Origin of the sequence: Streptomyces sparsogenes (assembly GCF_001704635.1) — a bacterium.
Classification (GTDB): domain Bacteria; phylum Actinomycetota; class Actinomycetes; order Streptomycetales; family Streptomycetaceae; genus Streptomyces; species Streptomyces sparsogenes.
This window is the reverse complement of the sequence record NZ_MAXF01000144.1, coordinates 1-11,244: the sequence shown is the minus strand read 5'-3', so window position 1 is coordinate 11,244 and position 11,244 is coordinate 1. Positions and strand designations below refer to the sequence as shown.

14 protein-coding genes are annotated in these 11,244 nt (G+C 73.3%); 7 read left to right on the top strand and 7 right to left on the bottom strand.

From position 1 onward, the window contains the following. Positions 1 to 505, top strand: a 505-nt coding sequence (locus BBH68_RS43460) for an HlyC/CorC family transporter associated domain-containing protein (RefSeq protein ID WP_281182497.1), incomplete at its 5' end; no start/stop codon positions are given. Continuing rightward, positions 502 to 1,506, top strand: coding sequence for a hemolysin family protein (locus tag BBH68_RS29795; protein WP_065966832.1), 1,005 nt, complete (start codon positions 502 to 504; stop codon positions 1,504 to 1,506). The genes BBH68_RS43460 and BBH68_RS29795, both read left to right, overlap by 4 nt. Before the next feature lie 98 nt (positions 1,507 to 1,604). Here BBH68_RS29795 and BBH68_RS29790 read toward each other — a convergent pair whose 3' ends face one another. Together BBH68_RS29790 and BBH68_RS29785 are read right to left on the bottom strand one after the other, a co-directional pair. After that, a complete protein-coding gene (locus BBH68_RS29790; RefSeq protein ID WP_065966831.1) occupies positions 1,605 to 1,826 on the bottom strand; it encodes a hypothetical protein in 222 nt (73 codons plus the stop codon). Between the two features lie 134 nt (positions 1,827 to 1,960). Next, a complete protein-coding gene (locus tag BBH68_RS29785; RefSeq protein WP_065966834.1) occupies positions 1,961 to 2,164 on the bottom strand; it encodes a hypothetical protein in 204 nt (67 codons plus the stop codon). A 61-nt stretch (positions 2,165 to 2,225) separates the two neighbouring features. On the opposite strand from BBH68_RS29785, the gene BBH68_RS29780 reads away from it, so the two are divergent. The 3 genes from BBH68_RS29780 (at position 2,226) to mug (ending at position 5,062) form a co-directional block, all read left to right on the top strand. Then, positions 2,226 to 2,996 carry an SGNH/GDSL hydrolase family protein gene (locus tag BBH68_RS29780; RefSeq protein WP_065966830.1) on the top strand — a complete coding sequence of 257 codons (771 nt, stop codon included), beginning with the start codon at positions 2,226 to 2,228 and terminating at the stop codon, positions 2,994 to 2,996. Between the two features lie 70 nt (positions 2,997 to 3,066). Then, positions 3,067 to 4,500, top strand: coding sequence for an adenylosuccinate lyase (gene purB, locus BBH68_RS29775; RefSeq protein ID WP_065966829.1), 1,434 nt, complete (start codon positions 3,067 to 3,069; stop codon positions 4,498 to 4,500). Between the two features lie 19 nt (positions 4,501 to 4,519). Beyond that, positions 4,520 to 5,062, top strand: a complete 543-nt coding sequence (gene mug / locus BBH68_RS29770) for a G/U mismatch-specific DNA glycosylase (protein ID WP_065966828.1) — start codon at positions 4,520 to 4,522, stop codon at positions 5,060 to 5,062. Between the two features lie 59 nt (positions 5,063 to 5,121). Here mug and BBH68_RS29765 read toward each other — a convergent pair whose 3' ends face one another. The 5 genes from BBH68_RS29765 to BBH68_RS29750 form a co-directional block, all read right to left on the bottom strand. Continuing rightward, on the bottom strand, positions 5,122 to 6,000 hold the full coding sequence (locus tag BBH68_RS29765) for a glycosyltransferase family 2 protein (RefSeq protein ID WP_065966827.1): 879 nt from the start codon (positions 5,998 to 6,000) through the stop codon (positions 5,122 to 5,124). 75 nt (positions 6,001 to 6,075) lie between these two features. Next, positions 6,076 to 6,426, bottom strand: a complete 351-nt coding sequence (locus BBH68_RS41280) for a phosphorylase family protein (protein WP_281182498.1) — start codon at positions 6,424 to 6,426, stop codon at positions 6,076 to 6,078. An 857-nt stretch (positions 6,427 to 7,283) separates the two neighbouring features. After that, positions 7,284 to 7,724, bottom strand: a complete 441-nt coding sequence (locus tag BBH68_RS29760) for a hypothetical protein (protein ID WP_065966826.1) — start codon at positions 7,722 to 7,724, stop codon at positions 7,284 to 7,286. Between the two features lie 71 nt (positions 7,725 to 7,795). After that, on the bottom strand, positions 7,796 to 8,524 hold the full coding sequence (locus tag BBH68_RS29755; protein ID WP_065966825.1) for an ABC-2 transporter permease: 729 nt from the start codon (positions 8,522 to 8,524) through the stop codon (positions 7,796 to 7,798). A gap of 6 nt (positions 8,525 to 8,530) precedes the next feature. Further along, positions 8,531 to 9,502 (bottom strand): ABC transporter ATP-binding protein, encoded by a 972-nt coding sequence (locus BBH68_RS29750; RefSeq protein ID WP_065966824.1) that lies wholly within the window; start codon positions 9,500 to 9,502, stop codon positions 8,531 to 8,533. 100 nt (positions 9,503 to 9,602) lie between these two features. Here BBH68_RS29750 and BBH68_RS29745 point away from each other — a divergent pair, with 100 nt between their 5' ends. Next, positions 9,603 to 10,955, top strand: a complete 1,353-nt coding sequence (locus BBH68_RS29745) for a sensor histidine kinase (RefSeq protein ID WP_079151273.1) — start codon at positions 9,603 to 9,605, stop codon at positions 10,953 to 10,955. A gap of 72 nt (positions 10,956 to 11,027) precedes the next feature. Continuing rightward, the coding region (locus BBH68_RS29740; protein ID WP_141713086.1) for a response regulator transcription factor at positions 11,028 to 11,244 on the top strand (217 nt) is incomplete at its 3' end.

The following is an 11,244-nucleotide window of genomic DNA, read 5'->3' as shown; positions in this document are numbered from 1 at the left end:
GTACGACGCGGACGGCGCGGCCCGCGTCGACCAGCTGGAGGCCATCGGCATGCGGGTGCCGCACGGCCCGTACGAGACCCTGGCCGGGCTGGTGGCCACCGAGCTCGGCCGGATCCCGGTGCGCGGCGACGCCCTGGAGGTGGCGGGCTGGGGCATCGAGGTGGCGGAGGACTCCGGCCACCGGGCCGCCCGCGTACGGCTGCGGGCGCCGTCGCCGGAGACCGGGGAGGACTGCGCGGACGGGGAGCACTGCGGAGCCGGGGGCCCCTCCGAAGGGAGGGACGACGGCGCGGCTGAGCGGCACGACGCGGCTGGGCGGCAGGGCACGGCCGCGCGGGACGGCGCGGGCGGACGGCACGGCGGTGGCGGGCAGCACGGCGGGGCCGCAGGCGACGGCGCCGGCGGCGGCCCGGGCGGCGCCGACGGCCCGCGCGGCGCCGGTAGCCCGGACGACGCCGGCCGCTTCGGGCGTCGCTCGGGCGATGGCGAGGGGGCGGCCCGATGACGCTGCTGCAGTTGCTGATCGGCCTGCTCACGCTGGTCGCCAACGCCTTCTTCGTCGGCGCCGAGTTCTCCCTCATCTCGGTGCGGCGCAGCCAGATCGAGCCGCGCGCCGAGCAGGGCGACCGGCGGGCCCACGCCGTGCTGTGGGGTCTGGAGCACATCTCCGCGCTGCTGGCCGCGGCCCAGCTCGGCATCACGCTGTGCACGCTGGTGCTGGGCGCGGTCGCTGAGCCAGCCATCGCGCATCTGCTGGAGCCGGTCTTCCACGCCGTGCGGCTGCCCGCCGGGCTGGTCCACCCGGTCGCGTTCGTGATCGCGCTGACCGCGGCGACGTATCTGCACATGCTGTTCGGCGAGATGGTGCCGAAGAACGTGGCTCTGGCCGAACCGGTGCGCTCGGCGCTGCTGCTCGGCCCGCCGCTGGTGGCCCTCGCGCGCGCCCTACGCCCGGTGATCTTCGCCGTCAACGCGTTCGCGAACGGCCTGCTGAAGCTGTTGCGGGTGGAGCCCAAGGACGAGGTGTCGGCCACCTTCTCCGACGACGAGCTGGCCCGGGTGGTGGTGGACTCCAGCGAGGCCGGGCTGCTGGACGACCGGGGCGCCGAGCGGCTGCGGGACGCCCTCGAACTGGGCCGGCGCCGGGTGCGGGACGTGGTGCTGCCCCTGGACCGGGTGGTCTCCGCCCGGCTCGGGGTGACCCCCGAGGAGCTGGAGCGGCTGGCGGCACGGTCCGGCTTCTCGCGCTTCCCGGTGGTCGACGACTCCGGTCGCATCCTGGGCTATCTGCACATCAAGGACGCGCTGGACGCGGGCCCGCGGGAGCTGCCGTTCCGCCCTGACCAGCTGCGCCCGATCGCCCGGGTGCGGGCGCAGGCGGCGCTGGACGACGTGCTGACCGCGATGCGCGACAGCCGCACCCACCTCGCCGCCGTCATCGGCGCGGAGGGGCGCCTGGAGGGCCTGGTCACCATGGAGGACGTGCTGCGCGAGCTGGTCGCCTGACCCCGGCGCGCTCCGGAGGCGAGCCGCACCACAAAAGCCGCACCACAAAAGTCCGCACTACAAAAACCGCGCCCCGCAAAAAAAGGGGCGCGCGGCGCCTACTCCGCTCGGCGCGACTCGTGCGCGATGATGCACGCCTGCCAGTGGGCGAGCGCCTCGGCCTTGCCGCCGCCCCCTTCCTCCGCCACGGCGAGCAGCGCGTCGGCGGCCATCGCGGCCAGCCGGACGGCCACCCGGCACACGTCCCGCCGCTCCAGCGGGTCCAGCAGGGCGACCGCCCCCTCCCCGTCGTCGGCGAGCGCGGCGGCCACGATGGCCATGGTCGTACGGTCGCATTCAAAGGCATCCACGCCGACCAGACTGCCCCGATGTGCCCCCTCCGGAACCCGGCGCGGGCCAACCGAGGGATCCGCCGGGCGTGCGGGGCGGGCGCGCGGGGTGCGTCGCGCGGGCCTCAGGTGGGGCGGGTGCCGGACGGGTCGTAGCGGAAGACGGTGTACTCGACCCGCCCGATGACCTTGGTCCGCGTGGTCCGCCGGTAGAGCTCGGGCGGCCGGAAGATGTTGTCGTCGTAGATGTCGACGCCCGGCTCCAGGTTCCAGGTGGCGGTCGTGCCGTTGCGCGCCCCGCCCTCGAAGTAGATGTTGGTCATCCCCATGCGGCTCATCATGCGCGTGCGCGCTTCCTCGCGCAGCCCGCGGGATAGGATCTCCCGCGCCATGGGGATGAACACCACCTACACCAGCTTCGTCGCGGTCGGCGACTCCTTCACCGAGGGCATGTCCGACGAACTGCCGGACGGCACCTACCGGGGCTGGGCCGATCTGCTCGCGGCGCGCCTCGCGGCCCGCGCCCCCGGCTTCCGCTACGCCAATCTCGCCGTGCGCGGCAAGCTCATCGGGCAGATCGTCGACGAGCAGGTGGACGCGGCGGCGGCGATGGGCGCGGACCTGGTCACCCTGGTCGGCGGGCTCAACGACGTGCTGCGGCCCAAGTGCGACGTGGAGCGGGTCTGCGGGCTGCTGGAGGAGGCCGTGGAGCGGCTGGCGCCCCGCTGCGAGCAGCTGGTGCTGATGCGCAGCCCGGGGCGGCGCGGGCCGGTGCTGCCGCGGTTCGTGCCCCGGATGGAGCGGCTGTTCTCCGTCATCGACGAGCTGGCGGCGCGGCACGGCGCGATCGTCGTGGACCTGTTCGCCTCCGAGACGCTCGGCGATCCGCGGATGTGGGCGGAGGACCGGCTGCACCTGAACGCCGAGGGGCACCGGCGGGTGGCCGAGGCGGTCTGGCAGGCGCTGGGGCACGAGCCGGAGGCCGACTGGGACGCGCCGCTGCCGCCCGCGATACGCCCCGGCTGGGTCGCCCGCCGCACCGCGGACGCGCGCTTCGCCCGCGAGCACCTGGGGCCGTGGATAGGCAGGCGGCTGACGGGCCGCTCCTCCGGCGACGGGCGCCCGCCGAAGCGGGCCGAGCTGCTGCCGTACGAGGGCTGAGCCGCACGCGGCCGGGCGCCGCCACGGCTACGGCGCTGGCCTGCGCATACGGCCAGTAGACTGTCTGCTCGTGACTGCTAAGCCGCGCATCCCGAACGTCCTGGCCGGCCGCTACGCCTCGGCGGAGCTGGCCGTCCTGTGGTCTCCCGAGTACAAGGTGACGCTGGAGCGGCGGCTGTGGCTCGCCGTGCTGCGCGCCCAGAAGGACCTGGGCATCGAGGTGCCGGACGCCGCCCTCGCCGACTACGAGCGGGTCCTGGAGACCGTGGACCTGGCCTCGATCGCCGAGCGGGAGAAGGTCACCCGGCACGACGTGAAGGCCCGGATCGAGGAGTTCAACGCGCTCGCCGGGCACGAGCACGTCCACAAGGGCATGACCTCCCGCGATCTGACCGAGAACGTGGAGCAGCTGCAGATCCGGCTCTCCCTGGAGCTGGTCCGGGACCGTACGGTGGCGACGCTGGCCCGGCTGGGGAAGCTGGCCGCCGACCACGCCGAGCTGGTCATGGCCGGGCGCTCGCACAATGTGGCGGCGCAGGCGACGACCCTCGGCAAGCGCTTCGCGACCGCGGCCGACGAGCTGCTGGTGGCGTACGGGCGGCTGGAGGAGCTGCTGGCCCGGTACCCGCTGCGCGGCATCAAGGGCCCGGTCGGCACCGCCCAGGACATGCTGGACCTGCTGGGCGGCGACACGGCCAAGCTCGCCGAGCTGGAGCGGCGGATCGCCGAGCACCTGGGCTTCGGGCGGGCCTTCACCTCCGTCGGCCAGGTCTACCCGCGCTCGCTGGACTACGAGGTGGTCACCGCGCTGGTGCAGCTGGCCGCGGCCCCCTCCTCGCTCGCCAAGACGATCCGGCTGATGGCCGGGCACGAGCTGGTGACCGAGGGCTTCAAGCCCGGGCAGGTCGGCTCCTCCGCCATGCCGCACAAGATGAACACCCGCTCCTGCGAGCGCGTCAACGGCCTGGCCGTGATCCTCCGCGGCTACGCGTCGATGACCGGCGAGCTGGCGGGCGACCAGTGGAACGAGGGCGATGTGTCCTGCTCGGTGGTGCGCCGCGTCGCGCTGCCGGACGCCTTCTTCGCCTTCGACGGGCTGCTGGAGACCTTCCTGACGGTCCTCGACGAGTTCGGCGCCTTCCCGGCCGTCGTCGCCCGCGAGCTGGACCGCTACCTGCCCTTCCTGGCGACGACGAAGGTGCTGATGGGGGCGGTGCGGGCCGGGGTGGGCCGTGAGGTGGCCCACGAGGCCATCAAGGAGCACGCGGTCGCCTCCGCGCTCGCGATGCGCGAGCAGGGCGCCGAGCGCAACGAACTGCTCGACAAGCTGGCCGCCGACGAGCGGATCCCGCTGGACCGCGCCCAGCTGGACGCGCTGATGGCCGACAAGCTGTCCTTCACGGGCGCGGCCGCCGACCAGGTCGCCACGGTGGTCGCCCGGATCGAGGAGATCGCCAAGCGGCACCCGGAGGCCGCGGCCTACGCCCCCGGGTCGATCCTCTGACGCGCGCGGGCAGCCCTCGATGACCCCCGCCGAGCTGGAAGCCGCCCGCGACCGCCTCGTGCCCGACGTGGTCGCGGCCGGCCTCCGCGTGCTGTTCTGCGGCATCAACCCGGGGCTGATGACGGCCGCGACCGGCCACCACTTCGCCCGCCCGGGCAATCGCTTCTGGCCCGTCCTGCACGCCTCCGGCTTCACCCCGCGCCTGCTCAAGCCGTCCGAGCAGCACGAGCTGCTGACGTACGGCCTGGGGATCACCAATGTGGTCGCCCGGGCCAGCGCCCGGGCCGACGAGCTGACCGACGAGGAGTACCGCGAGGGCGGGCGGATCCTTCAGGAGAAGGTCACCCGCCTGCGCCCGCGGTGGCTCGCCGTCGCGGGGGTGACCGCCTACCGGGTCGCCTTCGGCGACAAACGGGCCGCGATCGGGCCGCAGGAGCGCACCATCGGCACCACCCGGATATGGGCGCTGCCCAACCCCAGCGGGCTCAACGCCCACTGGACCCTGGCCACGATGGCCGAGGAGTTCGCCCGGCTGCGTGCCGCCGCGTACGCCGACGGCTGACGGGCGCTGGATACGGTTCGGAACCGTATGGCAGCGGCGTGGCCGGCGTCCGGCGCCATTCAAAGGATCGGTGGCCTGCCTGCGCGGGTCAGCCGTGCGACCGTGTGCCACCTCATCGGCGACCGCGAGCCGTACCCGCCGCGCAGACCCTCCCTGAATCCCGTGAGTGAGACTCGCAGTGCGGACCGGCTGCGGGTACGCCACAAGGTGATGAGAATCCATGTGGCGAGGTTGAAGGGGATGAGGACGGTGGGCAGGTTGCGTCGGGCGAGCCAGACCCGGTTGCGGGCGTTGAGCCGGTAGAAGGTGTCGTGGCGGGCTGGGTCGGTCGCGGGGTGGTGGATGATGACGCCGGGCGTGTAGCGGCCGGTGTGTCCGTGGTCCCACAGCCGCCAGGCCAGGTCGATGCCCTCGTGGAAGAGGAAGAAGTGGCCCGGCCAGCCGCCGACCGCATCGAACGCCGAACGGCGCACCATCACGACGCCTTCGGCCATGACGGTGACAACGCCGGGGCGCGTGGGGTCCGAGGCGCGCAGCCGAGGTACCCAGCGGCGCAGGGTGGTGTGGTCGTCGGGATCGGTGATGCGCGGCTGTACGTACGCCAGGCCGGGCTCGCGCATGAACTCGGCGGCGAGACGGGACAAGGTGTCGGTGGCCGGCAGGTACGCGTCGTTGTCGAAGAAGAAGAGGTAGTCCCCCTTGACGTTGGCGGCGCCGATGTTGCGCCCTTCGGGAATGCCCACGTTCTCCGGTAGTTCGACGGTGCGCACCTCGGGAGGGACCTGCTCGGGAACGCAGCCGTTGCCCACGACCACCACGTCCAGGTCGACACCCTCCTGGGCGAGGAGCGTGGCCATGGCCCGAGCGAATTCCTCGGGCCGGTCATTCATCGTCAGTACCACGGCGCCGACCGTGGGGCGCGGGGCGCCTGTGCTCACGAGGCGGGTCCTTTGTTGTACAGGCTCGGTCGAATATTCGCCCGCCTGTCACCATCAGGTCATGTTGCGGATGGCCTACCTTAGCGCTTCGTCGCCCGGCCTCTGTGGGGCTCGCGCGGCGTCGCCGAGGGCGACCAAGGCGGCCTCCAGCGCCACGTGCAGGGCGTTTCGCGTTACGGGCGAGTTCTGGCGGGGGCGGCGGTCGACGAGGGACGGCGCGTCGGTGCTCCATCCCGCCCCTCTGCGGACCTCTGTGGTGCGGGCACGGAGGATTCGCGCAAGGTGGTCGGTCAGGTCTGAGGACGGCATGGCGTAGGGGGCGGGACCCAGGTAGTGGTGGGAGACTCCTCCATCACGCAGGGCTCTGTCACACACCACGATCTCTCCAGCGCGCAGCTCCCGTTGGAGTGACGCGGCGGTACCCACGGACACCGAAGCGTGATACGGCTCGGAATCTGTACGGGTTCCAAGGTTGTTCAGGAGCACTCAGAGCTGGGAGCGAGCAGCCTCGGCGAACGAATGTGTTGCGGCGACGGTCCTGCGGAAGGCTGCTTCGGCGTTGGCCTTCTCGGCCGGGGTGATGTGCCTACCTATGTCAAGTGAGGCAACCAGGCTCACCGCGACAACCGCATGAGTATGGGCGGCGTCTGCGGCGGTACTCGCCATCTCGGCTACTTCTCGCGAACCTTCCAGTTCGACAGCCACGTGTGTTCTGCGCATGGACTGAATCAAGACTCCGACCTCTCTACTAAGGTCGGTGAGTTCTTCGGGAGTCAGAGACGTAGGGATACCTTCTGCGCGGTCAATTGCTACGCGTAAGCATCGCTGTGCTGGGCCGTACAGTTCACGGAGGGCCAGGAGGAATGCATGATATGCCTCCCGGCGTGCTTGGTGTTTCTGCACACCGAATGTGGATCTCGCGGTGATGACGGCGGTAGCCCCGGTTGCTACCGCGCCAACTATTGCCCCGTAAATGGCCGCAAGCCCTTGGTCCATTCTGCCCTCCGTTGGATGTCACTCAGCCGTACAGTAGCGGAGGTGGAATGGCACCTGGTCCTGTTCCGAAAAGGTCTGAACAACGCCGGAGGCGCAACGAGCCGACCGGGTCGACATTGGTGAAATGGCGGAGGCCGGTAAGGCCCCGGGCGTCCGCCGACTGGCCCCCGGCGTACCGTCCGACGGCACACCCTGGAGAGGTTCGTCTGGCCGTGAGTGCCCATGGAGAGACGGCTTTGGCGTGAGCCCAGGCCACCCGGTCCAGGAAGAGCGCGCGAGCAGGCGGCTCAGCGCACGCTGTCCTCCCCTATCGCCGCGACCAGTTGCAGGGGCAGCTCGCGGTCCCCCTGGCCGATTCCGAGCCCTATCCAGCGCCCGCCGGTCCGCCAGCCGTACACCCGCCCCACATAGCCGCACAGCGAGGCCAGCGGCTCCGGGACCGGCTCCCCCATGGCCTGGCGCTCCAAGTGGTCGACGAGGTCGAGGACTTCCGGCTCGCCCCAGCGTAAGGACAGGACCTGGACCAGCGCCTCCAGCTCCGCCTCGAACTCCTCCTCGACCTCCATCAGGCGCTCCAGGTCCGCGTCCCAGAAGTCCTCGCTGACCAGGAGGTCGGCGACATGGAAGCCGGGACCGCTCGCCACGGCCCCGGCCACCCCCGGCCGGGCCGGGAAGTCCCGGGCGCGCAGCAGGTCGATGGTCGCCAGATGGTCCGCCGTGCTGGTCATGAGCCCATTTAACAAGTGGGGTCCGACAAGCGGTTCCGACAACCGGGCCGGGCCCGGCACTTGGCCGCCCGTCAGGCGTCCCGGCGCCCGAGGGCCAGCCGCCCGGCCCACACCGCGGCCGCCGCCCACAGCGCCAGCACCCCGAGTCCCGTCCAGGGACCGAGGGGGCCCTCGGGGGTGGCGTGCAGCACCTGCTGACCGGCCCGGTCGGGGAGGAAGCGGGTGGCGGGGCCGTCGCCGAGCACCGGGGACAGGAAGCAGACCAGGGGGACGAGCAGCCCGAGCGCGCCGACCGGGCCGCGCAGCACGGCCGCGACGCCCGCGGACAGCACCGTCAGCAGCGCGAGGTAGATCCCGCAGCCGACCGCCGCGCGCAGCGCTCCCGGGGCGCCCGGGCCCACGCCCTGCTCGCCGAGCAGGGCCTGCCCGCCGAGCAGCGAGGCGAAGCCGGTGACCAGGCCGACGGCGAGGGCGCACAGGCCCACGACGGCGAGCTTGCAGCCGTAGTACAGGCCGCGCCGGGGGACGGCGGCGAGCCAGACGCGGATGCCGCCGCCGGCGTACTCGTTCGCCACCGCGAGCACGCCGAAGCAGATGGCCGCGATCTGGCCGAAGTTCAGGCCGAAGAAGGAGAAGAAGACCGGGTCGAAGTCCGCGCCGCTCTCCTTCCCGTCGTGGGTCGCGCTCACCAGCGCGGTGACGCCGGTGGTGGCCACCAGACCGCTCAGGAGGGCGATCATCAGGGAGGGCAGGGAGCGGATCTTCGTCCACTCGGAGTGCAGCACCGCTTTGACGGACATACGTCTTCAAACCTCCTGCTTCGCTGTGTTCGCCCTTGTGCTCCCGGGCGCCGGCGCGGGTCGGGACGTGGTGAATTCGGCCCGGTCGGCGGTGAGCCGCAAATAGGCCTCCTCCAATGAGGCCTTGTCCTCGGCCAGCTCGAGGACAGGGATGCCGTGGCGGGCGGCGAGGGCCCCGATGTCGTCCGGCGCGGCCCTGTCCACCGTCCAGTGGTCCGGCCCGTCCGGCTCCGCGGTCAGCCCCGCGCGGGCCAGCTCCGAGCGCAGCCGCTCCGGCTCGGTGGTGCGCACCCGGGCCCGCGGTCGGCTGTGCTCCCGTACGAACGTCTCCATGGGCGTGTCGGCGAGCAGCCTGCCCCGGCCGAGCACGACCAGGTGATCGGCGGTCAGCGCGGTCTCGGCCATGAGGTGGCTGGAGACCAGGACGGTGCGGCCCTGGGCGGCCAGCCGTTTCATGAGGGTGCGGATCCAGACGATGCCTTCGGGGTCGAGCCCGTTGGCCGGTTCGTCGAGCATCAGCACCGGCGGGTCGCCGAGCAGCGCGGCGGCGATGCCCAACCGCTGCCGCATGCCGAGCGAGAAGGTGCGGACGCGCCGCTCGGCGGCCGGGGCCAGGCCCGTCTCCTCCAGCACGGTGTCGACCCGGGCCGCCGTGATGCGGTTGCTGAATGCCAGGCAGAGCAGGTGGTCGCGGGCGGTGCGGGCGCCGTGGGCGGCCCCCGCGTCCAGCAGCGCGCCGACGTGGCGCAGCGGCTCGTCGAGTTCGCGGTACGGGCGGCCGCCGAGGGTCGCGGTGCCGGAGTCCGGCCGGTCCAGGCCGAGCACCATCCGCATCGTGGTGGACTTCCCGGCGCCGTTGGGCCCGAGAAAGCCGGTGACCCGGCCGGGCAGCACCCGGAAGGTCAGCCGGTCCACGGCGCGCACCACCCCGTAGTCCTTGGTCAGTTGGTGTACGTCGATCGACGTCTGGCTGGTCATGGCCTCGACGGTGCCGTGCCGGGGCCGCCCGGGGCCTCCCCCGCGGGCGGGTTCCCGCTCCCCCGCGCGGGGGAGGGCGCGGGGCGGGCCGCGGGGGAGGATGGCCGATGTGTCGACGTCGTCCGCCGCCCAGGCCCTCCGTATCCCCCGTGCCCTGCCCGGCGCCGCCGTCCGCGCCGCTCGGGCCGCCCTGGCCCCGCTGGCCCGGGCGGTCACCTACACCCGCTGGCTGCATCTGCTGACGGGGGCCGTGGTCGCGGCGGTGTGCGGGCTGGTCTACCCCGGGCTGTTCGGCGTCCGTCCGGTCCAACTGCTGTGGCTGCCGGTGCTCCCGGTGGTGCCGCTGGTCGCCGTCGCGATGGTGCCGGCCACCCGGCTGGCAGAGGGGCTTCAGGCCCGGCTGCTGCTCGCCCCGGGGAAGCACGCGCGCTACGGGGGCGGCGACCTCGCCCCGCGGATCGCGGCCGCGCCGTCCGCGTCCCGGGGCGACCGGGCGCGCACCGCCCTGTGGCTGGTGCTGCGGCTGGAGGCCGGCTGTCTGATGACGCTGCTGAGCGTCCAACTGCCCGGCCTGACGGGAGCGCTGGTCACCGCCGCGGCCGGGGGCACGCCCACGCCGGTCCTGGGGGTGCGGATCACCGGCCACCACGGCTGGTACGCGCTGCTCGCCCCGCTCCCCCTGGCGGCCCTCATGGCGCTCGTGGTGGCCGCCGGGAACCTGATGACCGCGGCCGCCACCCGTCTGCTCGGCCCGTCGGCCGCGGAGCGGCTGGCCGCCCTTGAGGAGCGTACGGAGCGGCTGCTGGAGCACAACCGGCTCGCCCGCGAACTGCACGACTCCATCGGGCACGCGCTCACGGTCGCGGTGGTGCAGGCGGGCGCGGCGCGGGCGGCGGGCACCCGGGAGTTCACGGACCGGGCGCTGGCCGCGATCGAGGAGACCGGGCGGCACGCGCTGGAGGACCTGGAGCGGGTGCTGAGGCTGCTGCGCGAGGACGGCGCCCGCGGCCCGGCCGACCGTCCGGGGCTGGCCGACGCCGAGCGCCTGCTGGAGTCGGCGCGGGCGGCGGGCTCGGCGCTCGACGCGCGGGTGACCGGCCCGCTGGAGGAGCTGCCCGGCCCGGTCTCCCGCGAGGGCTACCGCATCCTCCAGGAGGCGCTGACGAATGTGCTGCGGCACGCGGGGCCGGTGCCGGTGGCCGTGCGGGTCGCGGTCGCCCCCGGCACGGGGGCGCTCCGGCTGGACGTACGCAACCCCCTCCCCGACCGTGCCGATGGCCCGGGCGGCCTCGGCGGGGCCGGCGTCGGCGCCGGGCGCGGCACCGGCCTGCGCGGCATCCGCGAGCGGGCGGCGCTGCTGGGCGGGGAGGCGGAGGCGGGCCCGTACGAGGGCGAATGGCGGCTGCGCGTGACCCTCCCCCCGAACCGCCCCGCCCGGGCAGATGACCGCTGACGGGTGCCTGACGGGTGCCTGACGGGTGACCACGAGGGAAGGCCCCGGCCGAGCCCGCATTAAGGTGATCATGTGCCGATAAGCGTCCTCCTCGTCGACGACGAGCAGCTGGTGCGTGCCGGGCTGCGCGCGATCCTGGAGTCCCAGCCGGACATCCGGGTCACCGGCGAGGCCGCCGACGGCGCCTCGGTGGTGCCGCTGGTGCGGCGGCTGCGGCCGGACGTGGTCGCGATGGACGTCCGGATGCCGCTGATGGACGGCATCGAGGCGACCCGCGCGCCGGGCGGTC